General features: G+C 63.9%; 23 protein-coding genes. 15 read left to right on the top strand and 8 right to left on the bottom strand.

Going from position 1 to position 26706, the window contains the following annotated elements; genetic code table 11:
- Window positions 1-2: 2 nt before the first annotated feature.
- The 3 genes from P6U30_RS33980 to P6U30_RS33970 form a co-directional block, all read right to left on the bottom strand.
- On the bottom strand, window positions 3-1424 hold the full coding sequence (locus P6U30_RS33980; RefSeq protein ID WP_407167055.1) for a 4-amino-4-deoxy-L-arabinose transferase: 1422 nt from the start codon (window positions 1422-1424) through the stop codon (window positions 3-5).
- A gap of 107 nt (window positions 1425-1531) precedes the next feature.
- Window positions 1532-3049 carry a hypothetical protein gene (locus P6U30_RS33975; RefSeq protein ID WP_407167054.1) on the bottom strand — a complete coding sequence of 506 codons (1518 nt, stop codon included), beginning with the start codon at window positions 3047-3049 and terminating at the stop codon, window positions 1532-1534.
- A gap of 342 nt (window positions 3050-3391) precedes the next feature.
- The gene (locus P6U30_RS33970) at window positions 3392-4375 is read right to left on the bottom strand and encodes a phosphatase PAP2 family protein (RefSeq protein WP_407167053.1); all 984 of its coding nucleotides are present in this window, start codon (window positions 4373-4375) and stop codon (window positions 3392-3394) included.
- 322 nt (window positions 4376-4697) lie between these two features.
- Here P6U30_RS33970 and P6U30_RS33965 point away from each other — a divergent pair, with 322 nt between their 5' ends.
- Both P6U30_RS33965 and P6U30_RS33960 read left to right on the top strand, forming a co-directional pair.
- Window positions 4698-5372: a TetR/AcrR family transcriptional regulator gene (locus P6U30_RS33965; protein WP_407167052.1), complete on the top strand. Its 675-nt coding sequence runs from the start codon at window positions 4698-4700 to the stop codon at window positions 5370-5372.
- A gap of 84 nt (window positions 5373-5456) precedes the next feature.
- Window positions 5457-5885, top strand: a complete 429-nt coding sequence (locus P6U30_RS33960) for an OsmC family protein (RefSeq protein ID WP_407167051.1) — start codon at window positions 5457-5459, stop codon at window positions 5883-5885.
- Between the two features lie 57 nt (window positions 5886-5942).
- Here the strand turns inward: P6U30_RS33960 and pyk are convergent, their stop codons facing one another.
- Entirely contained in the window at window positions 5943-7382 is a 1440-nt protein-coding gene (gene pyk / locus P6U30_RS33955) for a pyruvate kinase (RefSeq protein WP_407167050.1), read from the bottom strand.
- Window positions 7379-7984: a DUF1036 domain-containing protein gene (locus tag P6U30_RS33950; protein ID WP_407167049.1), complete on the bottom strand. Its 606-nt coding sequence runs from the start codon at window positions 7982-7984 to the stop codon at window positions 7379-7381. The genes pyk and P6U30_RS33950 overlap by 4 nt, the downstream gene beginning before the upstream one ends.
- Window positions 7985-8190: 206 nt before the next feature.
- Between P6U30_RS33950 and P6U30_RS33945 the strand changes: the two genes are divergently transcribed.
- The 3 genes from P6U30_RS33945 (at window position 8191) to P6U30_RS33935 (ending at window position 10943) form a co-directional block, all read left to right on the top strand.
- Window positions 8191-8493, top strand: a complete 303-nt coding sequence (locus P6U30_RS33945) for a DUF1244 domain-containing protein (protein ID WP_407167048.1) — start codon at window positions 8191-8193, stop codon at window positions 8491-8493.
- 275 nt (window positions 8494-8768) lie between these two features.
- Window positions 8769-9041 (top strand): DUF2312 domain-containing protein, encoded by a 273-nt coding sequence (locus P6U30_RS33940; protein WP_407167047.1) that lies wholly within the window; start codon window positions 8769-8771, stop codon window positions 9039-9041.
- A 138-nt stretch (window positions 9042-9179) separates the two neighbouring features.
- Window positions 9180-10943, top strand: a complete 1764-nt coding sequence (locus tag P6U30_RS33935) for an adenylate/guanylate cyclase domain-containing protein (RefSeq protein WP_407167046.1) — start codon at window positions 9180-9182, stop codon at window positions 10941-10943.
- A gap of 38 nt (window positions 10944-10981) precedes the next feature.
- On the opposite strand, the gene P6U30_RS33930 is transcribed toward P6U30_RS33935, so the two are convergent.
- From P6U30_RS33930 to P6U30_RS33920, 3 genes are all read right to left on the bottom strand, one after another.
- A complete protein-coding gene (locus P6U30_RS33930; RefSeq protein WP_407167045.1) occupies window positions 10982-12565 on the bottom strand; it encodes a DUF882 domain-containing protein in 1584 nt (527 codons plus the stop codon).
- A 267-nt stretch (window positions 12566-12832) separates the two neighbouring features.
- The gene (locus P6U30_RS33925; RefSeq protein WP_407167044.1) at window positions 12833-15196 is read right to left on the bottom strand and encodes a L,D-transpeptidase family protein; all 2364 of its coding nucleotides are present in this window, start codon (window positions 15194-15196) and stop codon (window positions 12833-12835) included.
- Between the two features lie 335 nt (window positions 15197-15531).
- A complete protein-coding gene (locus tag P6U30_RS33920) occupies window positions 15532-17016 on the bottom strand; it encodes a sigma-54-dependent transcriptional regulator (RefSeq protein ID WP_407167043.1) in 1485 nt (494 codons plus the stop codon).
- A 142-nt stretch (window positions 17017-17158) separates the two neighbouring features.
- Here P6U30_RS33920 and P6U30_RS33915 point away from each other — a divergent pair, with 142 nt between their 5' ends.
- From P6U30_RS33915 to P6U30_RS33870, 10 genes are all read left to right on the top strand, one after another.
- Complete coding sequence (locus P6U30_RS33915) at window positions 17159-19060, top strand: M3 family oligoendopeptidase (protein ID WP_407167042.1); 1902 nt, start codon at window positions 17159-17161, stop codon at window positions 19058-19060.
- Between the two features lie 122 nt (window positions 19061-19182).
- Window positions 19183-19407, top strand: a complete 225-nt coding sequence (locus tag P6U30_RS33910) for an AbrB family transcriptional regulator (protein WP_407167041.1) — start codon at window positions 19183-19185, stop codon at window positions 19405-19407.
- A 12-nt stretch (window positions 19408-19419) separates the two neighbouring features.
- Entirely contained in the window at window positions 19420-19815 is a 396-nt protein-coding gene (locus tag P6U30_RS33905) for a type II toxin-antitoxin system death-on-curing family toxin (RefSeq protein ID WP_407167040.1), read from the top strand.
- A gap of 82 nt (window positions 19816-19897) precedes the next feature.
- Window positions 19898-20050 carry an aa3-type cytochrome c oxidase subunit IV gene (locus P6U30_RS33900; protein WP_407148822.1) on the top strand — a complete coding sequence of 51 codons (153 nt, stop codon included), beginning with the start codon at window positions 19898-19900 and terminating at the stop codon, window positions 20048-20050.
- 142 nt (window positions 20051-20192) lie between these two features.
- Window positions 20193-21317, top strand: coding sequence for a Re/Si-specific NAD(P)(+) transhydrogenase subunit alpha (locus P6U30_RS33895; protein WP_407167039.1), 1125 nt, complete (start codon window positions 20193-20195; stop codon window positions 21315-21317).
- 12 nt (window positions 21318-21329) lie between these two features.
- Window positions 21330-21647 carry a proton-translocating transhydrogenase family protein gene (locus P6U30_RS33890; RefSeq protein WP_407148820.1) on the top strand — a complete coding sequence of 106 codons (318 nt, stop codon included), beginning with the start codon at window positions 21330-21332 and terminating at the stop codon, window positions 21645-21647.
- 39 nt (window positions 21648-21686) lie between these two features.
- On the top strand, window positions 21687-23087 hold the full coding sequence (locus P6U30_RS33885) for an NAD(P)(+) transhydrogenase (Re/Si-specific) subunit beta (RefSeq protein ID WP_407167038.1): 1401 nt from the start codon (window positions 21687-21689) through the stop codon (window positions 23085-23087).
- 202 nt (window positions 23088-23289) lie between these two features.
- Window positions 23290-24096 carry an alpha/beta hydrolase gene (locus P6U30_RS33880; protein ID WP_407170608.1) on the top strand — a complete coding sequence of 269 codons (807 nt, stop codon included), beginning with the start codon at window positions 23290-23292 and terminating at the stop codon, window positions 24094-24096.
- Between the two features lie 55 nt (window positions 24097-24151).
- Window positions 24152-25249 (top strand): calcium:proton antiporter, encoded by a 1098-nt coding sequence (locus P6U30_RS33875; protein ID WP_407167037.1) that lies wholly within the window; start codon window positions 24152-24154, stop codon window positions 25247-25249.
- Window positions 25250-25340: 91 nt separating this feature from the next.
- Window positions 25341-26672: a sodium:proton antiporter gene (locus P6U30_RS33870; protein WP_407170607.1), complete on the top strand. Its 1332-nt coding sequence runs from the start codon at window positions 25341-25343 to the stop codon at window positions 26670-26672.
- The last annotated feature ends 34 nt before the right edge of the window (window positions 26673-26706 follow it).

Here is a 26706-nt window from a genome sequence, read left to right as displayed (position 1 = left end):
CCTTAGTAGTTCAGGCGTGTGAGCACTTCATTGATCTTGAACGGACTGCTCGCAGCCAGATCGCAGGTGCCGCGTCGCGCAAAGACGCAGGCTGTCACGTCATCGCTGCTCATCAGTGCGCAGCCTCGTGGCGAGAAATCCGAAGGTAACTCGCTTGCGAGCGTCATCGGGCCGACGATGCGGTTGAATTCCTGCTGGTGCATTTTCACCAGGGCCGGAAGTTGGCCCTTGGCCAGAGGGTCCGACGGATAGAAAGAATAAACGGGCCGCCCGAGCGCGAGCTGGCCGCGCCCAGGCAAGAAGGGAGCGGGCAGGCCGTATAGTGCCAAACCGCAGAATTCCGGATCGCTGCTCAAGTCCGCCGCCAGGTTGGCCTCGCCCAGGCCGAGCACCCAGTATTCGTGCATGAAACGCGTGGCTGACAGGCTGAGCGATAGCAGCACCCAGGCGCCGCACACGATCGGAAGCGCCCAGAAGCGCCAAGCGCGCGGTGCTTGTTGCCGTATCAGCCGAACCCAGTCTGCGGAGCCAAGGCCTGTGGCGATGACCAGCAGCACGATCGATAGGAAGATGAAGCGATATTCCTTGTGCGCGATCATGCTGTGAAACGCGATGTTCACGACCGCTGCGACGATCAGCAGAGGCGCATGCCGCCATCCGCGCCGAAGCGCAGGTAGCATCAGCAGCGTCGCTCCCGACCACAAGGATAGCATCAGGGTAACGTAAGCGAACGGTGGCGCGACGCCGAATTCCGATGCGCGGTCATGCAGGAGGTTTTGCTGAATATTCAGGATCAGCCATGCGAACGGCGTCGAGCCGTGCAGCACGTCGATGCCGGCTGCGATCGTCAAAGTCGCCAGTCCTCCGGCAATCATGGGGAGCGCGTTTCGTGGGTCCCTCCAGCACGCTCCCAATGCGAACACCGCCGAGGCTGGCGCATACTGGAAGCGCCAGACAAAGGCGAGAGCGAGCAGTGCGCCGCCCATGAAGAGGCGGCTCCGGGAAAGCTGTCCCGTCAGGAGATAGGCGGCCGGCAAGATGACGGCCGTGGCCAAGGGCTCGCTTAGCGTGTGAGGCGCGAAGTAGATCAGCTCGAACCAGACTGTGACGGCAAGCGCTGCAACGGTCGCGTGCGTGCGTGAAATGCGTTCGCCGAAATGCCAAGCCGTCACGACGATCGACAGTGACGCAAGCGAGGCGATCAGGCGAGGCGCGACGAAGGCACCCCACCCGCCCGGTGCCAGCCAGTCGCCGAGTGCGATCGGTCCTGCGAACAAGGTCGGCAGAAACCAGCTCCGAATTCCATCCCGCCATTCCCAGGTGACGACCCCTTGGTGGCCGAGCAGGCGCCAGGCAGGCTCGAGATATTGATATATCTCGTCGTTGTGAATGACGTTCGGCCAAAAAGCGAGCGGCAGCCGCAAAGCCGCGGCAAGCAGCAGCAGCGCACAGAGGCCGCCGTACCGTCCAGCGAATGTTTCGGCCTTGGCGGTGGGGACGGTGACGGCGGGCAGAATCGCAGCGCTACTTGTCATTTGGCTTCATCGGCGGGATTGAGGGCGCGCCTGACATAAAGGGTCTGGAATGCGCCGCTGTATTGTTCTTGCCAGCCGCGCCGATCGACGAGAAACCGCCGCAACTGTTCGTGCGCCTTTACCCACAGCACCGCGTCGATCCGGTACTTGTTGAGCACCATATCCCAGGCCGCCTCATCGACCTCCCAGCGCGCCAGCTTGAAATAATCGTGCAGCAGATCGTCCGGGTAAGCGGTTGCGGCACGGCCGTCGACGAATACAGGGACAGTCCCGTGCGTGCGGAAGATGAGATAGCCGCCGATGTTCCAATGGTTCAGGACTCGCGCGTGAGAGAAATGCTTCTGTAGATAGGCTGCATCTTCAGTCGATAGCATGTCGGGCAGGTCGAGGGTCGGTGCAACGTGCAGGAATGCCATCGGCAATGCGCACAGGCCGGCAAGTCCGGCTGCCAGCAGCGGTCCCCTCACGCTGAACTCGTTGAGTCGTTCGGGCAGCAACCGGCTGATATGAAGCGCCATCGGCACGGTCGAGAAGATGAAGAAGAACGCAATGTATCTGAATTGATCAAGCCCCAGGATCAAGAAGAGCCAGGCCATCAATCTTGGTTGGAGAGGGATCGGCTTTGAATTTCTGTAATGAAGTTCAAGCGCGACGAAAGCCGCCATATACAGGATGCCGGGGACGCTGCCCGGCATTTCCATGTTGTGATAGTAGGAGCGCCATTCGCTGATGTTTCCCTGGACAAAGTGCCCCACCGTCGCGGCGACACCGGCATAGATGTTCCAGCCCAGCGGATTGACGAATGTCGCGGCAAGACATCCGATCCCAACGAGACCGAACCTTCTGCACTCGGCCCAGTTTCCTCTCATTGCGGCTACGCCGAAGAAAACGCCGATCACGAGAAAGCCGAGCAGAAAGCCTCCGTGCAAATTGCTCCAAAGCCCCATCAGCAGCGGAAGTACGAACCATCGGGTCTTTCGCAGGCATTGGTGGTAGAAGACCACACACAGCAACATCGTGCATGTATTCGGCGAAACCGCGAGATAGATGTTCGGCGTGGCGTAGTAGGCGGGATAGAGCAGGCAGGCCAGGAAGACCGAAATACAAACCGCAACCGCGGACGCACCGTAGCCAAGACAGATGGACGCCAGGATGCCGACGATCGCTGCGCCACAGGCAACGGTGCTCAGGAGCAGGCCGCCAAAACCTGTATATTGATACGTCACACTGGCAAGTAGGTCCCAGAGCCAGGACAGATTATACCATTGCTTGTCGCCATGGGTGAATGACCAGGGGTCTGTGAGAGGGACGCTATGGCGTTCCCGGATCAGGTCTCCAGCGGCGAGATGCCAGCCCAGATCATAGTGAGCAAGCAAGAGCGGCGCGTTCAGAATGTAGAACAGACAGATGAACGAGATCAGAAAAAGGTAAACTGCCGATCTCAGAAGGAAGGGGCTCGCCGCGTTCGCAATCTTGTCGAATGTCGGCTCAAGCCAGACTTGGATCCTGTCCACCGATCCCTCACGAAGACGCGAGCCCGATGGCTCTCTGCGCTCGCCGGCCGTCGGACGCGAGCCACTTGGTGGCTTAGGGGAACTTATCTAAAGTCGAGTAAATTCGATCCGGCAATCGACGTGGTTCGGCTTACCGAAACCGCCAACAGTTCAGCGCTCGACAACGCGGCAAAGCTCCTGCGGCCGAGCGATATGCGGCACGAGTCACTGAAAGATCACGCGAAGCGCGGCAGACCGTGCCGATTGCCGGCGCAGATATCTCGAAATCGAACGATCATCTTGGATCGCGATTTACCATGCCGACAACGGCACGCCCTTAGTGTCGGCGAACCGAAACAGCGCTCAGCGCACGTCGGCCTCGAGCGGCCGTGCCGGGGCATAGCCAAGCGCGGCAGCCGTCGCCCGGCTGTCGAGCAAGGCGGTGGCGTACTTTGCCGCGACGATGCAGAGCACGGCCAGCAGCACCCCGCCGATCACGTCGATGACGTAATGCGCACCGATCACCGGTGTCGAGGCAATCATCAGGACATTCATCGCGGCCGCCACGATGCCGATCAGGCGGACCGGCCACAGCGCCCACAAGTAGAGCACGGCGGACGCGGCGTGGAAGCTCGGGAATGACACGACGCCCGCAAGCTTGAACAGTTCGAGATGATGCAGCGTGCCGGAACGTACCGCCAGGATGTCACGCAGTTGGGCCGCATAGATCTCGGCGTGGACGGCGGGGAAATCGGCGGGCGAGATATTCAGGCCGTAGAAGGTGCCGATTGCCGGAACGAGCGCCGAGATCACGAGCGTGATGGCCAATGCGAGGCTGAATGCAGCGACGAACTGCTGCAGCCTGACCAGTCGCAGCGTTGCGGCCAGGATGATCGGAACGCCCAGCAGAAACCACTTGATGAAGCCATATCCGGTGACAAGCGAGCTCATCAGCCATGCGTGGTCGTTCACGAAGTGGAGCAGCATCTCCGGATCGAGTCCCATCGCGCGATCGATCGCGAGGAAGGCGTGATCCTGCAGCGGCCAGTTCAGCGCGAGCGCCACATAGGTCAGCGGTCCCATGATCGTCACGATCAAGAGCAACTGCGCGATGGCGCCGAGCCCGAACAGCAGTTTCGGATCAGTCGCCGATCCGCGCGCCCAGAAATACAGATAGACCATCAGCGCGAATTCGCCGGCCATGCCGCTCATCACGCCGAACGTGACCGGCTCGAGCGAGAAGCCTGCAAACAGCACCGCGAGCAGGAGCACGAAGCTCATTGCAGCAATCGGAATCCAGTTGAGATTGAAGAGCCGCCAGGCAAGGCGGGCGTCCGATTCAGTCATGGCCGCACCCGATGATGAGAGCGGTAGAGTCCTCGACGTCCTTTAAGATGAGGATAACGGCCGTGCGCAATGTCGATCCGTGCCGGTCGCGTGCGCCTTGCGATGTCCTGGTCGGTGCCAGCCCATCGTCAAGGACGTTGCTGCCGCAATCCTGGCCAGCCTTTCGCTGTCGCAAATTCCTTACAATTCCACCTTGTCTTTCTGTCTGAATAGTTGTTCACTTCTTGTGACGATTGCGGGATCAATCGCTCAAGGCTTTGAAGATGCGTGCGTTCTGCCGGTGGGCGCCGGTAGGCTGCGCGCTCGGGGGGATGGCAACGCCATGGTGTATCGGCGCACTCATCAAGTCGTGAAACGGCTGGCTGCCCGGCGCAGCGCAATCCTGTCCGCAGCGCGCGACGCTGCCGCTGACGGCGGCATGGCGGCGGTCCAGATCGCTCCGGTCGCGGTCCGCGCCAATGTCGCAGCCGGTACCGTCTATCGCTATTTCCCCTCAAAGGCCGATCTGATCTCGGAACTGATCGCGGATGTATCGCGTGACGAACTCGCCGCGATCCGCCGCGCGGCGGATGCTGCGCCTGGACCGTCATCGGCGTTGGCCGCCGCCGTGACAACCATCGCGATTCACGTGCTGTCGCACCGCAAGCTCGCTTGGGGCATTCTTGCCGAGCCGGTCGATGTCGACGTCACCGCCTCGCGTCTGGCCTGCCGCCGCGACATCTCCGGCGAGCTTGCGACGCGCATCGATGCCGCGGTGCGAGCCGGCCATCTGCCGGCCCAGGACACAGGCCTGGCGGCCACAGCCCTGCTCGGCGCGCTGCACGAGGCATTGGTCGGTCCGCTGGCGCCGGCCAATCTCGAAGATCCCGTGAAGCTGCGTGATGCGGTGCAGACCGTGACCCTGCTCGCCCTGCGCGCCGTCGGCGTCATGGATGCGCGCGCCCGTGGGCTCGTGGTGCAGGCGACGACGCCGGCGAAGGCGCTGGTCGGCGCCTGAGATCGGGCCGCGATGCGAACACTTTCTGTCGCATCGGCGTTGTAGCTTCGGGCGCTGGGTGCGGCGAACCTCAAGGAGCAACGCATGACGACGACCCATGGCTCGGCCAAATGGCAGGGCGGCATCAAGGACGGCAAGGGCGCGATATCGACCAAGAGCGGCGCTCTGAAGGATTATCCCTATGGCTTCGCCAGCCGCTTCGAGGGCAAGCCGGGCTCGAACCCCGAGGAACTGATCGGTGCGGCGCATGCCGCGTGCTTCACGATGGCGTTGTCGTTGATCCTGGGCGAGGCCAAGCTCACGGCCGAGCACATGGAGACTACGGCCGACGTGACGCTGGAAAAGGTCGATGACGGCTTTGCCATCACCTCGGTGCACCTGAAGCTCAGTGCGAAAATCCCCGGTGCGGACAACGCGAAGTTTCAGGAACTGGCCGGCAAGGCCAAGGCCGGATGCCCGGTCTCGAAGCTGCTCAATACCAAGATCACGCTCGACGCATCGTTGCAGGGCTGATCGGTCCACCCAAGTTCCGGGTCATGCACGGAGCGGATCCGGAACGCTGCGGCGTCGTCAGACCACTTCCGCTTCGCCGTTCGGCCCGACCGAGGCGATACGCAGCATGTTGGTGGTGCCGGGCTCGCGCAGCGGCACGCCGGCGACGATGATGACGCGCTGGCCGGCTTTGGCGAAACCGTCTCGGAAAGCAATCGAGCCGGCGCGGTTGACCATGTCGTCGAGATCATGCGCGTCCTCCGCGACCACGCAATGCACGCCCCAGGCGACGGAGAGCTTGCGGCCGGTGACGAGGTTCGGCGTGATCGCGACCACCGGCACCTTGGGGCGTTCGCGCGCCACGCGGATCGCGGTCGAGCCCGAGGAGGTCCAGCAGATAATGGCCGACAGATCGAGCGTCTCGGCGATCTGCCGCGCCGCATCGGCAATGGCGTCGCCCACCGTCGGTTCGGGATCGACGCGCTGGGCGTTGAGCACGCCGCGATAGGTCGGGTCGCGTTCCACTTCCTCGCCGATGCGATTCATGGTCGAGACCGCTTCCACCGGGAACTTGCCGGCGGCCGATTCCGCCGACAGCATGATGGCGTCGGCGCCTTCGTACACGGCGGTGGCAACGTCGGAGACCTCGGCGCGCGTCGGCACCGGCGTCTGAATCATTGATTCCAGCATCTGGGTGGCGATCACCACCGGCTTGCCGGCACGACGCGCCATGCGCGTCATCTGCTTCTGCAGGCTCGGCACCCGCTCCAGCGGCAATTCGACGCCGAGATCGCCGCGCGCCACCATCAGCGCATCGGACGCATCGATGATGTCGGCGAGGCGGTCGATCGCCTGCGGCTTCTCGATCTTGGCCATCACGGCGGCGCGGCCGCGGATCATCTTCTTGGCCTCGTGCACGTCTTCGGCGCGCTGCACGAAGGAAAGCGCAACCCAGTCGATGCCGGTGGTCAGCGCGGCATCGAGGTCGGCGCGGTCCTTTGCCGTCATCGCCGAGACCGGCAGATCGGTGTCGGGCAGGCTGACGCCCTTGCGATCCGACATCCGGCCGCCGATCACCACGCGCGTCACGGCGCGCTCAGGGGAGGTTTCCTCGGCGATCAGCCGGACCTTGCCGTCGTCGAGCAAAAGCGCATGGCCCGGACGGAGCGCAGCCAGGATCTCCGGATGGGGAAGCTGCACGCGATTGTTGTCACCCGGCGTCTTGTCGGAATCGAGAACGAAAGTTTGGCCGTTCTTGAGCTGCGTCGACCCTTCCACGAAGGCGCCGAGCCGCAGCTTCGGCCCCTGTAGGTCGACCAGGATGCCGATCGGCCGCCCATAACTCGATTCGACATTGCGGATGGTCTTGACCAGTTCCCGCATCTTGTCGTGCGGGGTGTGGCTCATGTTGATGCGGAACATGTCGGCGCCGGCCTCGAACAGCTTGCGGATCATCGCGCTGTCCGAGGAGGCCGGCCCGAGGGTTGCGAGGATCTTGATGCGACGCAGTCGTCTCATTGTTTGCTTCCGGGCGTTGCGGCTGGCGGCAGACCAGACGCGCCCGGAGGCGCTGCGGCCGGCGGATTTGGCAGGCCGGGCATTGCTCCGGGATTGTCCGGAGCTACTCCGCCCGGCATTCCCGGCAGTTTCTGCGGCTGTTGTTCGTTGGCCTCTGTCAGCTGGACGGTCCATGCACGCTGCTCGCCGGTGTCGACCTCGAAGAAGCCGGTGCGGTCATAGCCGCGCGCTAGGCAATTCTCGGTACCCTTGATGGTGAATTCCTTGTCGCGCGAGCACATGAACGCCTGGCCGGACCATTCGCCGCCGCGATCATAATCGAGCGCGTAGATGTAGTAGTAGCGTGCGACCAAATTACCGCGCAGCAGCGTCTCGCAGGCGCGCGACGACACGTTCCACCAGCCTTCGGTGGTCCAGCCCTCGGCGTCCTTGTAGCCGAGCGCGATCCCGACCCGGCTCGAGGTGTTGTTGCACAGCCGGAAATCGGCGGCCGCCGGGCTGGTCCACAGGCAGGCCGCGGCAATTGCCAGCATCGGCAGGACGCCGGCCTGGATCAGGCGGATGGCACGGGTGGCTGATGCGGGGGAATCTGTTGGACTCATGCGGCGAAGCTATATCAAATCATTGACGATTTCGCGTGCCCCGCCTGGAACTGTCAACGGTCGGGACGCGCATTTCCGCGTTACCAGGCGGCATATGGGGCCGATCCGGCGCTTTTGCGCGGCGATATGGCAAAAACTGTGACAATTCCCATCTGTTGGGAATATGGCTGCAAATATGATGCCGACGAATCATCGGGATGACGGCAATGGACATTGACGACAAAACCAGAACAGAACTCGAGGCCGCGGTCTTTCGGCGCCTCGTCGACCACTTGCGCAACCGGACCGACGTCCAGAACATCGATCTGATGAACCTCGCCGGCTTCTGCCGCAATTGCCTGTCCAACTGGATGAAGGAAGAGGCCGACGCCAAGGGGATTGCCGTCAGCAAGGACGAGAGCCGCGAGGCGGTCTACGGCATGCCGTATGAGGAGTGGAAGGCCAAATATCAGGGCAGTGCCACGCCCGAGCAGCTCGCTGCGATGAAGAAATCGCACCCCGGACATTAAGCCCATGTGATGTCGTTCCGGGGCGATGCGCACGCATCGAAGCTCAGGTGCGCAATTGCACATCGGGGAATCTCGAGATTCCGGGTCTGGTGCTGCCGCACCATCCCGGAATGACTATGCTGGACAAATGCCTACCCGCATCTCCTGTGGGCGCGCTGTGGATGAGTGCGATGTTTCCTTGACGGAACGCGCTTCAAAATCGAGGGTCGCCCGCAACAAGCGGTGCGCGTGGCGCGTATTCGCGCGACATTTCAATGCCATTTCAGGAGTACGCGATGGCCACCACGTCTGCCGCCATTCAGGAAGAGCCCGCAACGCGATTTGCCAAGGACCAGCTCAAGTCCATCATCGAGCGCATCGAGCGGCTGGAAGAAGAGAAGAAGACGATCTCGGACGACATCCGTGACGTCTATGCCGAGGCCAAGGGCAACGGCTTCGACGTCAAGGCGCTGCGCACCATCGTACGCCTGCGCAAGCAGGATGCGAACGAGCGCCAGGAGCAGGAGACCATTCTCGAGACCTACATGCAGGCGCTCGGGATGCTGTGAGCCGGCGGCTCCGTTCGGCGGGCGGGGCTCGTTCAAGATGTCGCTTCAAGGGCTGGGCCGATAAGTCTTGGCCGATAAGTCTTGGGTCCATTTCCGGGATTTGCTACACTGCTCGGCGAATAACCGGGCAGATCGCAGATGGATGTGCCAGGACCAGAGCGCCGGCTCGCTGCGGTCCTCGCGGCTGACATGGTCGGCTTCAGTCGGCTCATGGAAGCTGACGAGACGGGCACCCTTGCGCGCCTCAAGACCCACCGGATCGAACTGATCGATCCCGCCATCAGCAAGAACCGCGGCCGCATCATCAAGACCACCGGCGACGGCATGCTGGTCGAATTCCACAGCGTCGTCGATGCGGTGCTGTGCGCCGCGGAGGTGCAGCGCCGAATGGCGAAGCGCAATACCGACGTCGCGCCGGCGCGATGGATGCAGTTTCGCATCGGCATCAATCTTGGCGACGTGATCGTTGACGGCAACGACATCTTCGGGGACGGCGTCAATGTTGCGTCCCGCCTGGAAACTTTGGCCGAGCCCGGCGGCATCTGTATTTCGGCCGCGGTCCGCGACCAAGTCGGTGATCGCCTGGAGGATTTGAGCTTCGAGGATCTCGGCGATCAGACCGTCAAGAACATCGCCCGCCCGATCCGCGTCTTCCGCATTCATCTCGACTCCGATGCAACGCCCGCCCCGGCGCATGCGCAAGGAACCACAGCGCCCGCGGTCGCCAGGAAGCCCTCGATCGCGGTGTTGCCGCTGGTCAACATGAGCGGCGATCCCGAGCAGGAGTTCTTCGCCGACGGCCTCACCGAGGACATCATCACCGAGCTGTCGCGCTTCCACGATCTGCTCGTGATCTCGCGCAACTCGACCTTCGTGTACAAGGGCAAGGCCGTGAAGGTGCAGGACGTCGCGAAGGAATTCGCGGTCGATTACGTGCTGGAGGGCAGCGTGCGCAAGGCGGGCGGCCGCATCCGCGTCACGGTGCAACTGATCGACGCAGAAGCCGACCGCCACGTCTGGGCCGAGCGCTATGACCGCGAGCTTGCCGACATCTTCGCGATCCAGGACGAGATGACGCGCGCGATCGTGGCGACCTTGCCGGGTCGCGTCGAGGCGGCCGCCCATGATCGCGTCAAGCGCAAGCCGACCGACAACATGGCGGCCTACGAATGCGTGCTGGCCGCCAAGGTTCTGCATCATCGCTCGGCGCGGGACGACAATGCCGAAGCGCAACGTCTGCTGGAGCGGGCGATTGTGCTCGACCCCAATTATGCCCACGCGCATGCCTGGCGGGCCTGCGTGCTCGGGCAGACCTGGGTCTATAATTGGTGCGACGATCGCGACGCGACCTTCGAGCAGGTGGCCGCGGAGCTTGAGATCGCGCTCAAGCTCGACGACAATGACAGCGATGTGCATCGGATCCTCGCCGCGCTGAACCTCAATCGCGACGACCACGACAAGGCAGCCTTCCATCAGGAACGTGCGCTCGCCCTAAACCCGAACTACGACCTCGTCGTCGTGCAGCAGGGCGAGCTCTTGACCTGGCTCGGGCGGCCGGAGGAGGGTATCGACTGGATCAGGCGGGCAATGCGCCTCAACCCGTACCATCCGGAGCGCTTCTGGAGCCATCTCGGCCGGGCCTGCTATTGTGCCGAAAAATACGCCGATGCCGCCGACGCGTTCTCGCGCGTCACGCGGCCCGATCACACCCATCACGCCTTCCTTGCGGCGACACTGGCACAGATGGGTGACGGGGTGGCAGCCGGCGCGCACGCCGCCGAGGTGCTGAAGCGGGAGCCGGCGTTCTCGGTCGCTGCGCACCTGGCTACCCAGCACTACAAGCACGACCTCGACCGGGCGCGCTACGAGGCCGGCCTGCTCAAGGCCGGGCTGCCGGCTTGAGGCGGCTGGGCGCGAACACGAGTGACTGGGGTTGAAGTTTAGCGCAGCGAGGCGGTGCGCACGAACGATTGGGTCGCCAGCACGGCGGTGGCGGTGCCCGAGAAGCGGTCGCACGTCATCCCCATCATCGGATCATCCGAGAAGGTCATGGCGACCGACGTCTCCGGCTTGATGAAGTGAGCGCGCATCAGGCTCATGTCGGTATCACCAAGCACCGTGGTCAGCATGCCGTTGCTGGCGCTCGGCGCCAACAGCACGACACGCATCCAGGTGTCGTTGCCCTTGGCGGCGGAGATGCGGGCCGACGTCATGATCACGCCCTGGCCCTGTGCGCCCTTGGCGACAACAGTGTTGATCTCGGTGGCTGCCGCGGCAGCGTTGCGGGTCGGGCGCACGCTGCGTGGAACCGGCGCGGACGCCGCAACGATGTTGGCGTGGTCGACCGGCGAGGACGTGGCCGGCGCATAGGCGAGCGCCTTGTTGAAGTTCTCCGTCGCGCTGGCGGTTGCTTGCGGATCGGCGGCGCCGACGGCCTCGCGGGCTTTCAGCGCCGCGATCTGCTCCGGCGAGGCCTGCTTCGGCGTGGCCGTCGCATCGCCCCAGAAGCCGCGGGCGTTGATGATGTCGGCGGGTGATTGCGGCCTGCTGTTGTCGGCGGCCTGGACCTGCGGCTTATCTTTGGGCGTCGGAACGAGTTGCGCGTCCGCCGCCGCAAGCTGGATCGCGGCTACGATCTGTGGCTTGGCGCGCGGTATCGGAACGGGATCGGCGGGCTTGGCGGGCGCTGCGGCGGCGACCACAGCGTTGGCCGTCGGTTTGTCGTTCACGGGCGCAGCAGCATCATCTTCGTCGTCGTTCGACTTGCCGACGCCGAACAGCTTGGCGAACAGGCTCGGCCTGGCGATGGTCGCTGCGTTGTCGCCATTGCCACGTCGCTCGATGTCGGCCTTGGCGAGTTCATATCCCTTCAGCGGCGTGCCATCGGTCGGGACATGGACGGTGCGGCCGTCCGGGAACACCCTGACCAACTGCTCGCGCGTCATGCGCGGCCAGTGGCGGATGCTGCCGGTATCGAGATGGACGAAGGGCGAGCCTGAGGTCGGATAGAAGCCGACACCACCGCGCTGCAGGCGGAGGCCGGCGTAGCGGATCTGCTCGAGCGGCACGCCAGGAATGTAGAAATCCATCGCGTGCCCCAGCATGTGCTGGCTGTGGCGCGCAACGCCCGAGGAGCGGCGGCGCAGCATGGCGTTGGTGGCGGGGGAGCGGTAGGCGGAAATGATCTGGATCGGCTGCTTGCCGCCGACGTCGCGATAGACTTCCCAGAGGATGTCGAACAGGTGACGGTCCATCACCGTCTCATCCTGGTTGCGCCAGTCGCGCAGATAGTGGTTGAGCTGCTTCAGCGCCGCTTCGTCGTAGCGGCCATCGCGCTTGAAGGTGACAGTGAGGTCTTCGCCGGAATGAGTGTGGTGGAAGGAGAGGGTGCGGGTCTCGTTCAGCGCGGTCGCATCGTGAACCGACCCGGCGCCGGCCAGGAGCAATAGCGAGGTGAGGCCGACTTGGTAACCGGCCTTAGGCAGCGACAGCGGAATGAAGCGGCGTGCGAAAACAGCCAGCACTATAAGCCCACCCAGTCGACGAGCGTTCGGTCGGCATCTTCGCAGACCCCCTGCGAATGACGGTGAACGCTTTCTTAAAGCGGGAGGGTTAACCGAGGTTTACCGACCCGCCCCCAAGTTGGGCGTTAACTAACGGGTTGAGTGTGGCGAAAAATAGCCCGGTACCGCGACGGCGACCGGAAATGGTTAAAATCAACGATCTCATCTCTTGGACGAAATCGTTGATTTCACTTCAAAATCTACCGAAATTGGGCCGGAAGCCACAGCTCAGCGGGTGTAGATCCGACGCTGCTGCTGGGCCTGGCCGCGGCGCACCGGCTGCGGCTCCGGCTGTCCGAATCCCCCGAACAGGCGCTCGAAGAAGCTCGGTCCGGAATTCCAACCGCCGTTGTCACCGGCGACGTTGACGCCGGCGGGCAGGCTGCTGCTCGGCGGCCGCGCGTAGCTCGGCTGTGCATGCGCCACCACCGTTTCGAGGTCCTTGCCGCGGCTGTTCCTGAGCAGCGACAGCATGGTGGCGTCGCGGCCGTAGATGTCCTTGCGGAATTCCAGCTTGCCGGCGTCATCCACGAACGCGGTCTGATAGGTGATGTTGACCGGGATCGGCGTCGGAAATTTCAGGTCGACTTCGCTGGAGCCGTACATGCTGCGGATCCGCTCCGGCGTGTAGCGCGCGTTCGGCTCAGTGATGTTGAGCAGGATGGAGGCGTACTGGTCCGGATTCTGCACCCGCATGCAGCCATGGCTGAAGGCGCGCTCTTGCTTGGCGAACAGGTACTTGTCCGGCGTGTCGTGCTGATAGACCAGGAACTTGTTCGGGAAATTGAAGCGGATGCGGCCGAGCGCGTTGGCCTCACCCGGCGGCTGCGAGATGTGGATCGTGCCGTCGCGGTTTCGCTCGAGCCTGAGGCCCATGCGTTGCAGCACCGTCGGATCCTGCTGCAAGGCCGGCAGGTACTCGTTGTAGATGATCGAGGGCGGCACATTCCAGGTCGGATTGACCGTGATGTACTTCATCGTCTCGGTCAGAAGCGGCGTGGCATGCTGGCCGGGCTTGCCGGTCACGACCCGGGTGGACCAGACCTGCGCCCCGTTCTGCATCACCTTCAGCGTGTAGTCGGGGATGTTGAGGATCACATAGGCATCGCCGACATTGGCGGCGCCGAGCTGGCGCGGCAGCCAGCGCCAACGCTCCATGTTGACGATCACGGTGTCGATTTGCTTGTCACGCTTCGGGCTGTTCAGCGCCTTCACGGTGCGGTCATCGAGAACGCCTGTCGGCTTGAGCTCGACGCTGCTCTGGAATTTCTCCACCGCCCTGGCGACCGTCGCGTCATACGTCGTGCTCTCGGGATTCTCGGTGATGCCGAGCTTGTTGCGCAGGTCCGGCACGCGCGGATCATCCATCTCGACCGCCTGCTTCTTGCCGCGCGCAGCGACATAACGGAGCGTCGGCCCCTCGGCGATCCGGACGACCGGGCCGTCGCCCTGGCCGCGCAGCTCCGCGAGCTTCTTCTTCAGCTCCTTGTAGAGCTTGTGCGGCGGGTTGTAGCTGTCGAGCGCGCTCGAGGCGTCCTTCGCCCCCGTCACATGCGCGAATACTTCCGCCGGATCGATCGGGTGTTCCGGATAGAGGATGTCCGCCGACACCTGCGACCAATGCATGCGACCGCTCTGCGCCTGCCGCGCGTAGTCCAGCATGCTGCCGGCGAGCTTCAGCTCGGCTTCGGCCAGCGCGTCGGGCGAAGTCGCGGCGGTGAAGTCCGGCACCACATAGTCGTCCGGATCAAGGCCGTCGGAGGCCGCATCCTTCAGACGCGCAATCACGCCTTTGCCGGCCTCGGTCAGCTTGCCGGCCTTGGTGAAGACCGGGGCATAGTCGCGGGCTGAATAGAATTTCTCGGCCGCCGCGCGTTCGTTCTTGCGGTCGAAGGTGCGCAAGGTCTTGCTGGCCAGCAGCTCGCGCAGCTTGTCGGCGACAGGCTGATCCTCGGCCGGAACGTTGCTCGCGGCTTTGGCGGGCTCGGTTGCTGGCGCCGCAGCAGTCGCAGGAGCCGGGGACGCCGCAGGCGCCGCTGCCGTTGCAGGGGCAGGAGTTGTCGCGGGCGCCGCTGCCGTTGCCGCGCCTGGTGCCGCTGCGGGCGCGACCGCGGTGTCAGTCTTCGGCGCGTCGGCGGGCTTGCTGTCGGTTGGCGGCGTGGTGGCAACGTCCGCGGGCTTCGGTTCGGTCGTCGTCGCAGTCGCGCTCGGCTCGGCCGGCTTCACGTCGGCCGGTTTTGCATCAACGGCTTTGGCGCCGCTGGGCGTTGCATCGGTGGGCTTGGCATCGGTGGGCTTGGCATCGGTCGGCTTGGCGTCGGTCGCCTGTGCATCAACCGGCTTCGTATCGGTCGCCTTCTTCGTGGCGTCGGGCAGCGCGGCGGTCGTGTCCAGCTTGAAATCGCTCGCGGTCGGCGGCGGCACATTGGCGGGTTCAGGGCGCGGGATCGCGGCGTCGATGGCAAGTTCCGCGGGGCTGGAGCGAGATGTGTCCTGTGCGAAAGCTGCGGTCGCGGACACCGTGAGGAAGGTTGCCGCGATGGCCATCAATACGCGGTCAAATCCCTGACGGTCGTTCGAACAGTCACGCATCGTCACCCCCTGGGCGAAACTGCCCTTGCATTGAGCAGCTCAAGTCAGTGTTTGGTCTCGCAGCTTGCGCGGAAGCGCCGGCCTTCTCAATCAACTCGCAACGCCTGCACGCAACCAACGCAGACGATACAGACGCCCCTCTCATGCAGCCAGCGCCATGCGGGGGCAACTCACGACAAACTGACCCCGAACCACCTGATTTCATTCGGGCTGCGCGTTTTTTGCCACGCAGCCCGATGTTTGTCTGTCACCGCAAGGCCACGGTTCAAGAGGTTCCCGTGGGCGGCCATTTGCGTGCGCCACAGCACGGCCACAAAGCCAAGCGGCCACAAACCCTAGTTGGCGTCGGTGGCGCGCGAGCCGGCCGCGGCGTCGTCGAGCTTGCGATAGAGAGTCGACCGGCCGATTTTGAGGCGGCGCGCAACCTCCGACATCTGCCCGCGATAGTGCGAGATCGCGAAGCGGATGATTTCGTTTTCGAGGTCTTCCAGGGGACGCACATCGCCGGAGGCGTTGAGCATCGAAAGGTTGCCCGCGGCGGGCAGCATAATGGGTATTTCGTTACCAGAATTCATCGCGGGCGCCGTGGAGGGCGATACGACCAGCGGCTCGCCCTGCAACAACTTGCCCTCGGGCACCGCATGCGCCGTCGCCTGCGGGAAATCGGCGAGCCCGAGTTGGTCGCCGTCGCTCATCACCACGGCGCGGTACACCGTGTTCTCGAGCTGGCGGATGTTGCCGGGCCAATCGAGCTGAGACAGATGCGCCATCGCCTCGCCGCTGATGCCGGTGATGCTGCGGTTTTCCTCGGCGCAGAAGCGCGCCAGGAAATGCCGTAACAGATGCGGAATGTCCTCGCGCCGCTGCCGCAGCGCCGGAATGGTCAGCGGCAGGACGTGCAGCCGATAGAACAGGTCCTCGCGGAACTGGCCGCCCTTCACGAGGTCGAGCAACTTGCGATTGGTCGCCGAGATGATGCGGACGTCGACCTTGACCGGCTTGCGTCCGCCGACCGCCTCGACGGTGCCTTCCTGCAGCGCGCGCAACAGCTTCACCTGGGTGGCCAGCGGCAATTCGCCGACCTCGTCGAGAAACAGCGTGCCGCCATGGGCCTCGACGAACTTGCCCTGATGGCGCTCGGTGGCGCCGGTGAAGGCGCCCTTCTCGTGGCCGAACAGGATCGATTCAACAAGGTTGTCCGGGATCGCGCCGCAATTCACGGCGACGAACGGCTTCGCTTTGCGCTCGCTGCTGCCGTGGATGGCGCGTGCAAACAGCTCCTTGCCGACGCCGGATTCGCCCTCGATCAGCACCGGAATGGTCGAGGCCGCCGCCTTCTGGGCGGTGCGCAGCACGCCGGTCATGGCTTCGCTGCGGGTGATGATGTCGGAGAAAGTCAGCCGGCCCTCGCGGCTATGCCGGATGCGCTGCAATTCACCCTTGAGCGCGGAGGCGTTGAGCGCGTTGCGCAACGAGACCTGCAGCCGTTCGAAGCTGGCCGGCTTGACGACGAAATCCTGGGCGCCGGCACGCATGGCAGACACCACATTGTCGATCCCGCCATGCGCAGTCTGGACGATGACCGGGACGTTCAAACCAGCTTCACGAATCTTTGCGAGGACTCCAAGGCCGTCGAGCCCGGGCATCACTAGATCGAGCACCACGGCGTCGATCGCGCGGGCCTCGGGGGCGGTGAGTGCAGCCACGGCCGCGTCGCCGCTATCCACCACGAGAGGCTCATAGCCGCACTTCTGCACCATGTTTTCAACCAAACGACGCTGTACTGCGTCGTCATCGGCGATCAAAATGGTGGCAGCCATGGTTTTCCCCGCACGCTACGATTATCTGTCTCGAATCGGGGCACTGTCGCCGATGCCGATTAACGCACTCTTAAACGTTGCCATCCCGCATTCATTCCGCTGCCGCCGCCGTCTTTCCGACTGAAGTAGGGTTTCGAACAAGATGACCTCGCGCTCCAAATCTGCTCCCAACAAGTCTGCTCTCCGCAAAGAAGCCGCACTCCGCAAGCCGACCGCCCAACGCAAATCCGCCGCCGCAAAACCGGCGACGAAAAAGGCGGCCAACAAGACCGGCAAGCTGCCCGAATGGAATCTGGCAGATCTCTACTCCGGTATCGACGCGCCGGAAGTCGCGCGCGACCTGACCAGAATGGATGCAGATTGCGTCGCGTTTGAGACCGACTACAAAGGCAAGCTCGCGGAAAATACCGCTCGCGATGGCGGCGGCAAATGGCTCGCCGAGGCGATCAGGCGCTACGAGGCGATCGACGATCTCGCCGGCCGGCTCGGCTCTTACGCCGGCCTCGTGCACGCCGGCGACAGCGTCGATCCCGCGATCTCGAAATTCTACGGCGACGTGTCCGAGCGGCTGACGGCAGCCTCGGTGCATCTGCTGTTCTTCTCGCTCGAGCTCAATCGCGTTGACGATGACGTGATCGAGCGCGCGATGGCCGAGCCCGAGCTTGGCCACTACCGGCCGTGGATCGAGGATCTGCGCAAGGACAAGCCGTATCAGCTCGAGGATCGTGTCGAGCAGCTCTTTCACGAGAAGGCACAGAGCGGCTACGCGGCCTGGAACCGGCTGTTCGACCAGACCATCTCCAGCCTGCGCTTCAAGGTCGCGGGCAAGGAGCTGGCGATCGAGCCGACGCTGAACCTGTTGCAGGACAAGGTGGGCGACAAGCGCAAGGCGGCGGCGCAGGCGCTGGCGAAGACCTTCAAGGATAACGAGCGCACCTTCGCGCTGGTCACCAATACGCTCGCCAAGGACAAGGAGATCTCCGATCGCTGGCGCGGCTTCCAGGATGTCGCGGATTCCCGCCATCTCAACAACCGGGTCGAGCGCGAGGTGGTCGACGCGCTGGTCGCCTCCGTGCGCGCGGCCTATCCGAAGCTGTCGCATCGCTATTACGCCTTGAAGGCGGGCTGGTTCGGAAAGAAGAAGCTGGCGCACTGGGACCGCAATGCGCCGCTGCCGTTCGCGGCATCAGGCACGATCGCCTGGCCCGAGGCGCGCAACATGGTGCTGTCGGCCTATCGCGGCTTCTCGCCCCGGATGGCCGAGATCGCGGAGCGCTTCTTCACCGATCGCTGGATCGATGCGCCGGTGCGACCGGGCAAGGCGCCCGGCGCGTTCTCGCATCCGACCACCCCGTCGGCGCATCCCTATGTGCTGATGAACTATCAGGGCAAGCCGCGCGACGTGATGACGCTCGCGCATGAGCTCGGCCACGGTGTCCACCAGGTGCTGGCGGCGAAGAACGGCGCGCTGATGGCGCCGACGCCGCTGACGCTGGCCGAGACCGCGAGCGTGTTCGGGGAGATGCTGACCTTCAAGCGGCTGCTGTCCCAGACCAAGAACGCCAAACAGCGCCAAGCGCTGCTGGCGGGCAAGGTGGAGGACATGATCAACACCGTGGTGCGGCAGATCGCGTTCTATTCCTTCGAGCGCGCCGTGCACACCGAGCGCAAGAACGGCGAACTCACCGCCGAGCGGATCGGCCAGCTCTGGCTCAGCGTGCAGGGCGAAAGCCTCGGGCCCGCCATTGAGATCAAGCCGGGCTACGAGACATTCTGGATGTACATCCCGCACTTCATCCATTCGCCGTTCTATGTCTATGCCTATGCCTTCGGCGACTGCCTGGTGAACTCGCTCTATGCGGTCTACGAGCACGCCGCCGAAGGCTTCGCCGAGCGCTATCTCGACATGCTCGCTGCCGGCGGCACCAAGCACTATTCCGAATTGCTCAAGCCATTCGGGCTCGACGCCAAGGACCCGAAGTTCTGGGATGGCGGTCTGTCGGTCATCGCCGGGATGATCGACGAGTTGGAGGCGATGGGCTGAAGCGGTTGGCGGGCCATCAACTTCATTGTAAAACACCTGTTGAACGCACGATGAAACTGCGTTATACAGATGTATAATGCATGGTGCGCTGTTCCCGATCGCCGTGCAGATGAGTTCCGGCCATGAAGATCGAAATCAAGAAGATCGGAAATTCCGACGGGCTGCTGCTTCCTCGCGAATTGATGCAGCGGCTTGACCTCAAGCGCGGTCAGCAGTTGCACATCACTGAGCTTCCGGGGGGAGGTTTTCAGGCACTTCCGTATGATCCCGACTTCGAGCGGACCATGGAAATCGCCGACGAGGTCATGGACAAATATCGCGACACGCTGGCGACGCTCGCGAAGTGACGGGTCTCTCGCATGAGCGACCCGAATGAACCGCTTTGGATCACGGTCGACCAAGCCGTTGCCCTGCACGCCCGTCAGTTGCGTCGCTTCGGCGGCGCTTCAGGCCTTCGCGATCGGGGGATGCTGCACTCGGCCATTGAGCGTCCCATCAACAAATGGCGTTATGAGCGAGCGGATTTGGCCGAGCTGGCGGCGGCCTACGCCTTCGGCTTCGCGAAAAATCACGCCTTCGTCGACGGCAACAAACGGATGGCCTTCATGACAATGATGGTCTTCCTTCACAAGAACAGCGTTCGATTCAGTCCGGAGCCGGCGCACGCCACGTCGATGATCCTCTCCCTCGCGGCCGGCGAGGTCAGCGAGGACAGTTTGGCCCGGTGGATCCGGGACAATTGGCCTTCCGAATGACCCGATCGGGACCGCGCCGTTGCCCTGCCACCGCGATTGCGGTAATGGCTCGCGAGAAACGAATTTCTGACTGGGGACAAGGATGGCAGACCATAGCGAAGTGGCGTACACGACCGCTGACGGCAACGACTACCTGGCGCATGAGCAGACCTATGAGGGCTTCCTCATGCTGGTCAAATACGGCACCATCAGCGTCGCCATCATTCTCATCCTGATGGCCTACTTCCTGCTCTAATCCCCTAGATCGGCTGCGGCGCTGCCGGCCTTGGCGGCGCAGCACTTTCCTGTCCAACCCGGTGGCAAAAACCGGGTATCCAATCTGGCGAAAATAACGCTAGTTTGAAGACGCGTGCGCCGCTCGCGCCGCCGGAGGGCCCATGAAGATTGCCGTTGCCAAGGAAATTGATCCGTCCGAGCCGCGGGTTGCGGCGTCGCCCGATACCATCAAGAAGTTCAAGGCGCTGGGTGCCGAGATAGCGGTCGAGCCCGGCGCGGGCATCAAGTCCGGCTTGCCCGATTCGGAATTCACCGCGGCCGGCGCCACCGTCAGCGCAGACGCCGTCAAGGACGCCGACATCGTCATCAAGGTGAAGCGTCCGGAGGCCTCCGAACTCTCCAAATACAAGCGCGGCGCGCTCGTCATCGCGATCATGGACCCCTACGGCAACGAGGCCGCGCTCAAGACGATGGCCGATGCCGGCATTGCGGCCTTCGCCATGGAACTGATGCCGCGCATCACCCGCGCGCAGGTGATGGACGTTTTATCTTCTCAGGCCAACCTCGCGGGCTACCGGGCGGTGATCGAGGGCGCCGAAGCCTTCGGCCGTGCTTTTCCGATGATGATGACCGCGGCCGGCACTGTTCCGGCCGCAAAGGTGTTCGTGATGGGCGTCGGCGTTGCCGGCCTGCAGGCGATCGCGACCGCCCGGCGGCTCGGGGCCGTCGTCACCGCGACCGACGTGCGCCCCGCCACCAAGGAGCAGGTGGAATCGCTGGGTGCCAAATTCCTCGCCGTCGAGGACGAGGAGTTCAAGAACGCGCAGACCGCCGGCGGCTACGCCAAGGAGATGTCCAAGGAGTACCAGGCCAAGCAGGCTGCGCTGACCGCCGAGCACATCAAGAAGCAGGATATCGTCATCACCACCGCGCTGATCCCCGGCCGCCCCGCGCCGAAGCTGGTTTCGAGCGAGATGGTGAGGTCGATGAAGCCGGGCTCGGTACTGGTCGATCTCGCGGTCGAGCGCGGCGGCAATGTCGAGGGCGCCAAGGCTGGCGAGGTAGTCGATCTCGATGGCATCAAGATCGTCGGCTACACCAATGTCGCCGGCCGCGTCGCAGCCTCGGCGTCCAGCCTTTATGCGCGCAACCTGTTCTCGTTCATCGAGACCATGGTCGACAAGGCCAACAAGGCGCTCGCGGTCAACTGGGATGACGAGCTGGTGAAGGCCACCGCGCTGACCAAAGACGGCGCCGTCATCCATCCCAGCTTCCAGCCGAGTTAAGGAGAGCAAGCCATGGAGCATCTCGCGCAGGCCGTCGATCCCTTCGTGTTCCGGCTGTCGATTTTCGTTCTCGCCGTGTTCGTCGGCTATTTCGTCGTGTGGTCCGTGACGCCGGCACTGCATACGCCATTGATGAGCGTGACCAACGCGATCTCGTCGGTGATCGTGGTCGGCGCGTTGCTCGCGGTGGGCGTCGGCATGGTCTCGAGCGGCTCGGGCTGGGCCCGCGGCTTCGGTTTCGTGGCGCTGGTGTTCGCCTGCATCAACATCTTCGGGGGCTTCCTCGTCACCCAGCGCATGCTGGCGATGTACAAGAAGAAGTCGAAGTAAGCGCAAACACCTCGGGATGAGGAAAATTGGGGGCCTGAGATGAGCGCCAATCTCTCTGCACTGTTGTATCTCGTGGCAGGCGTGCTGTTCATCCTGTCGCTGCGCGGCCTGTCGAGCCCGGCCAGCTCGCGGCGGGGCAATCTGCTCGGCATGATCGGCATGGCGATCGCGGTCGGCACCACGCTTGCGAGCCATCCGCCGGCCGACGGCGTCGCCTGGCTGCTCGTCATCCTCGCGGTCGCGATCGGCGGCGGCATCGGCGCCGTGATCGCACGCCGGGTACCGATGACCTCGATGCCCGAGCTGGTCGCCGCGTTCCACTCGCTGGTCGGCATGGCCGCGGTGCTGGTCGCAGCCGGCGCGTTCTATGCGCCTGAGGCCTTCGACATCGGCACGCCCGGCAACATCCATCCGCAGAGCCTGGTCGAAATGTCGCTCGGCGTCGCGATCGGCGCCTTGACCTTCACCGGCTCGGTGATCGCGTTCCTGAAGCTCTCGGCGCGGATGAGCGGCGCACCGATCATCTTGCCGTTCCGCCACATCATCAACATCGTGCTCGCCCTGGCGCTGGTGTTCTTCATCGTCGGGCTTGTGCTGTCGGGCAGCGCGCTCGACTTCTGGCTGATCGTCATCCTCGCGCTGGCGCTTGGCGTGCTCATGATCATCCCGATCGGCGGCGCCGACATGCCGGTCGTGATCTCGATGCTGAACTCGTACTCCGGCTGGGCCGCGGCCGGCATCGGCTTCACGCTCGGCAACTCGGCGCTGATCATCACCGGCGCGCTGGTCGGCTCCTCGGGCGCGATCCTGTCCTACATCATGTGCCACGCGATGAACCGTTCGTTCATCTCGGTCATCCTCGGCGGCTTCGGCGGCGAGACGGCGGCCGCCGGCGGCGGCGGCGGCGAGCAGAAGCCGGCCAAGCTGGGCTCGGCCGATGACGCCGCCTTCATCATGAAGAACGCCTCCAAGGTCATCATCGTGCCCGGCTACGGCATGGCGGTGGCGCAGGCCCAGCACGCGCTGCGCGAAATGGCCGATCTCCTGAAGAAGGAAGGCGTCGAGGTGAAGTATGCCATTCATCCGGTTGCCGGCCGCATGCCGGGCCACATGAACGTGCTGCTCGCCGAGGCCAACGTGCCCTATGACGAGGTGTTCGAGCTCGAGGACATCAACTCGGAGTTCGCCCAGGCCGATATCGCCTTCGTCATCGGCGCCAACGACGTCACCAATCCCGCCGCGGAAGAGGACAAGAGCTCGCCGATCTATGGCATGCCGGTGTTGCAGGTCTGGAAGGCCGGCACCGTGATGTTCATCAAGCGCTCGCTGGCGTCTGGCTATGCCGGCATCGACAATCCGCTGTTCTACCGTGACAACACCATGATGTTGCTCGGCGACGCCAAGAAGGTCACCGAGAACATCGTCAAGGCGATGGCCTGACGCCGATGGCCCTGAACCGGGCGTGGCATCGACTGCATCGCGTGCCGCCCGGGGCCACGCGCGAAGGGCGCATCAATTGGGGCGCGGTGCATGCGCGGGTTTGCGCGTGCCGTGTTATGCCGGAGAGCATCAGGTCCGACGTTGAGAGGCTGCTCAAGCTCCGACGCCCGACGTGACGACGGCGACCTGGATGGCGCTGGTGATGACGACCCTGAGGTGGCTGCTGATCGCCGCTGTTGTCGTCTATCTCGTCGGGGTCGCCGTGTTGTTCGTCAAGCAACGCGACATGCTGTTTCCGATTCCGCCGGCCGGGCGGACCGCGCCGGATGCAGCGGGATTTCCTGAAGCCGAAGAGCATCTCCTGACCACGGCCGATGGCGAGCGGGTCATCGTCTGGCATGTGCCGGCGAAGCCGGGCCGGCCCGTCGTCCTGTTCTTTCCCGGCAATGCCGACCTCCTGGCTCGCCGCGTGACGCGCTTCCAGGACATCACGGCTGACGGCACCGGGCTGGTCGCGCTGTCGTATCGGGGCTATGCGGGCTCGAGCGGGACGCCGAGCGAGCGCGGATTGTTGCTGGATGCCGAGGCCGCCTATGCGTTCACGACCGCGCGCTACAGCGCAAAGCAAATCGTGGCCTGGGGATTCTCGCTCGGGACCGGCGTGGCTGTCGCGATGGCCGCCGAACATCCGGTCGGCAAGCTGCTCCTCGAGGCGCCTTACACCTCGACGGCGGATCTCGCCGGCGCGCTGTTTCGCTTCGTCCCGGTCTGCCCGTTGATGCGGGACCAGTTCCACTCCGACCGGCGCATCGCTCGGGTCAACGTGCCGCTTCTGATCATGCACGGCGCGGACGACCCGGTGATCCCGGTCAGCTTCGGCGAGCGGCTGTTCGGCCTCGCGCACGAGCCCAAGCAGTTTGTCCGCTTCCCGGGCGGCGGACATGACAACCTCGATGATTTCGGTGCGATCGAGACCGCTCGGCGGTTTATCAACACTGCGGGAGGCTGACGGCGGCGATTGTCTGTCGCATAATCGGGTCCAGTCGAATTAGGGGGCAGACGAGATGAGCGCACACGGACCGATGCCGCGGTCGGCTTGGCTGTTTCCCGTCCTGGCGGCGCTGTTGTTTGCCGCAGTCACGGCGTCGGGTTACGTGTTCGCGCCATCGGCCACAGGCTGGCTGTTCGCGGCCGTCTTGCTCGTGGTTCTGTTCGGCACCGTGTTCGCGGCCGTCCATCACGCCGAGATGATCGCCGAGCGGATCGGTGAACCGTACGGCACGCTGCTCCTGACGCTCGCCGTGACCGTCATCGAGGTCGCGCTGATCGCGACCATCATGCTCGGCGATACGCCGGCTCCGACGTTGGCGCGCGACACCGTGTTCGCCGTGGTGATGATCGTCTGCAACGGCCTGGTCGGGCTGTGCATCTTCATCGGCGGCATCAGGTATCGCGAGCAGGATTTTCAGATCACCGGCGCGAACCTGTATCTTAGCGTGCTGTTCGTGCTTGCGACCATCACCCTCGACATGCCGAACTTCACGCTGACCGCGCCCGGGCCGGTCTATTCCACCGCCCAGCTTGCGGTCGTGAGCACCGTCACCGTGCTGCTTTATGCGGTGTTCCTCTATACCCAGATGATCCGCCATCGCGACTATTTCGTGAGCGGCGCCAACGAGACGGCCGAGCATGGCGCGGCGTTATCGGACCGCATGCTGGCGATCAGCATTGTGCTGCTGCTGGTGGCGCTCCTCTCGGTCGTGCTGCTGGCCAAGAAGTTCTCCCTCGTGGTCGACGTCGTCACCGCGAAGATCGGGGCGCCGCCGGCCTTTGCCGGCGTCGTGGTCGCGCTGCTGATCCTGCTGCCGGAGAGCGTCGCGGCGGTGTCGGCAGCGCGCAAGAACGATCTGCAGAAGAGCATCAATCTCGCGCTCGGCTCGTCGATCGCGACGATCGGCCTCACCGTTCCCGCCGTGGCGGTTGCCGCTTATATGCTAGACAAGGAGCTCGTGCTCGGGCTCAGCAACCAACATATGCTGATCCTGCTGCTCACCTTCATGGTCAGCATGCTCACCTTCGGCACTGGCCGCACCAACATCCTGTTCGGGCTCGTGCACATGGTTGTGTTTGCCCTGTTCGTATTCATGGTCTTCGTGCCGTAGCGCTCGCCTGATGAGATATCTGCCGGTAGCGGCCCTGCTGCTCCTGTTCTTCCCACATTCCGCGGACGCCGCCACGCTCGATGGCGCGGCGATGCGCTGGCCGTTCGCGCTTCCCTTTGTCGGCCTGCTGCTCTCGATCGCGACGGGGCCGCTGCTGTTCCCCAGGGTATGGCATCACCATTACGGAAAGATCGCCGCCGCCTGGTCCATCGTGACGCTCGTCTCGATCTGGTGGCTCGCCGGCGGCACGGCGATGCTCGCTGCCGTCACCCACGCGCTGCTCGCCGAATATCTGAGCTTCATCGTGCTGCTGTTCGCGCTCTATACGGTCGCGGGCGGCATCGTCGTCAGCGGCGACATCAGGGGAACGCCGCTCAGCAACACCGTCATCCTGGCGCTGGGCACGGCGATGGCGAGCATCGTCGGCACCACCGGCGCAAGCATGATCCTGGTCCGGCCCTTGATCCGCGCAAACCTCGCTCGCCCTCACAACAGGCATGTGGTCATCTTCTTCATCATCCTCGTGGCCAATGTCGGCGGTGCGTTGAGCCCGTTGGGCGACCCGCCGCTGTTCGTCGGATTTCTGAACGGGGTGGATTTCTTCTGGACCACGCGAAGCCTCTGGCTGCAGACGCTCATTGTTGCCGGTTCGCTGCTGGCGATTTTCGTGGTCATTGACGCTTGGCGCTTCCGGGGCGAACGGGCTGGTGCCTTTACCGGATCCTCGTCTGCCCCGATCCGGGTCCGGGGGCTGCTCAACATCCCGCTGATTGCCGCGATCGTGGGCTGCATCCTGCTGTCGGCGAGCTGGAAGCCCGGAATCGCCGTGGACATCATCGGCACTCATCTCGAACTGCAGAACCTCGTGCGCGACGCCATGCTGATCGTGATCGCGCTGTTGTCGCTCTGGCTCACGCGCGACGAACACCGCGAAGCCAACGGGTTCACCTGGGAGCCTATCCGCGAGGTTGCGAAGCTGTTCGCGGCGATCTTCGTCGCCATCATCCCGGTGCTGGCCATGCTAGACGCCGGCAAGGATGGCGCCTTTGCCTGGCTGCTGTCGGCGGTCACCGAGCCCAACGGCACCCCCAAGGAGGTGGCCTATTTCTGGTACACCGGTCTGATGTCGGCGTTTCTCGACAATGCGCCGACCTATCTGCTGTTCTTCAAGCTCGCCGGGGGCAACGTCGACAACCTGATGAATGCGCTCTCGGGCACGCTGTCCGCGATCTCGATGGGAGCGGTGTACATGGGGGCCCTGACCTATATCGGGAACGCGCCGAACTTCATGATCGCCGCGATCGCCACGGAGCGCGGCATCAAGATGCCGAGCTTCTTCGGCTACCTGTTGATCGCCTCCAGCGTTCTCGTTCCGCTGTTTCTGCTCTTGACCTTGCTTCCAATAGCCCCTGTTCTCCATTAATTGCGGATCCGGCATTCGCGTCAACGTGGAGAAA

It is taken from the genome of Bradyrhizobium sp. ORS 111, from assembly GCF_045571485.1.
Classification (GTDB): Bacteria; Pseudomonadota; Alphaproteobacteria; order Rhizobiales; family Xanthobacteraceae; genus Bradyrhizobium.
The sequence above is the reverse complement of the archived record's forward strand: the minus strand, read 5'-3'. Positions and strand labels throughout refer to the sequence as shown.

Coding starts and splice junctions, on each gene's coding strand:
- P6U30_RS33970 (WP_407167053.1), bottom strand. CDS start 4,375: ATGACTGAATCGGACGCCCGCCTTGCCTGGCGGCTCTTCAATCTCAAC.
- P6U30_RS33965 (WP_407167052.1), top strand. CDS start 4,698: ATGGTGTATCGGCGCACTCATCAAGTCGTGAAACGGCTGGCTGCCCGG.
- P6U30_RS33960 (WP_407167051.1), top strand. CDS start 5,457: ATGACGACGACCCATGGCTCGGCCAAATGGCAGGGCGGCATCAAGGAC.
- pyk (WP_407167050.1), bottom strand. CDS start 7,382: ATGAGACGACTGCGTCGCATCAAGATCCTCGCAACCCTCGGGCCGGCC.
- P6U30_RS33950 (WP_407167049.1), bottom strand. CDS start 7,984: ATGAGTCCAACAGATTCCCCCGCATCAGCCACCCGTGCCATCCGCCTG.
- P6U30_RS33945 (WP_407167048.1), top strand. CDS start 8,191: ATGGACATTGACGACAAAACCAGAACAGAACTCGAGGCCGCGGTCTTT.
- P6U30_RS33940 (WP_407167047.1), top strand. CDS start 8,769: ATGGCCACCACGTCTGCCGCCATTCAGGAAGAGCCCGCAACGCGATTT.
- P6U30_RS33935 (WP_407167046.1), top strand. CDS start 9,180: ATGGATGTGCCAGGACCAGAGCGCCGGCTCGCTGCGGTCCTCGCGGCT.
- P6U30_RS33925 (WP_407167044.1), bottom strand. CDS start 15,196: ATGCGTGACTGTTCGAACGACCGTCAGGGATTTGACCGCGTATTGATG.
- P6U30_RS33920 (WP_407167043.1), bottom strand. CDS start 17,016: ATGGCTGCCACCATTTTGATCGCCGATGACGACGCAGTACAGCGTCGT.
- P6U30_RS33915 (WP_407167042.1), top strand. CDS start 17,159: ATGACCTCGCGCTCCAAATCTGCTCCCAACAAGTCTGCTCTCCGCAAA.
- P6U30_RS33910 (WP_407167041.1), top strand. CDS start 19,183: ATGAAGATCGAAATCAAGAAGATCGGAAATTCCGACGGGCTGCTGCTT.
- P6U30_RS33905 (WP_407167040.1), top strand. CDS start 19,420: ATGAGCGACCCGAATGAACCGCTTTGGATCACGGTCGACCAAGCCGTT.
- P6U30_RS33900 (WP_407148822.1), top strand. CDS start 19,898: ATGGCAGACCATAGCGAAGTGGCGTACACGACCGCTGACGGCAACGAC.
- P6U30_RS33895 (WP_407167039.1), top strand. CDS start 20,193: ATGAAGATTGCCGTTGCCAAGGAAATTGATCCGTCCGAGCCGCGGGTT.
- P6U30_RS33890 (WP_407148820.1), top strand. CDS start 21,330: ATGGAGCATCTCGCGCAGGCCGTCGATCCCTTCGTGTTCCGGCTGTCG.
- P6U30_RS33885 (WP_407167038.1), top strand. CDS start 21,687: ATGAGCGCCAATCTCTCTGCACTGTTGTATCTCGTGGCAGGCGTGCTG.
- P6U30_RS33880 (WP_407170608.1), top strand. CDS start 23,290: ATGACGACCCTGAGGTGGCTGCTGATCGCCGCTGTTGTCGTCTATCTC.
- P6U30_RS33875 (WP_407167037.1), top strand. CDS start 24,152: ATGAGCGCACACGGACCGATGCCGCGGTCGGCTTGGCTGTTTCCCGTC.
- P6U30_RS33870 (WP_407170607.1), top strand. CDS start 25,341: ATGCGCTGGCCGTTCGCGCTTCCCTTTGTCGGCCTGCTGCTCTCGATC.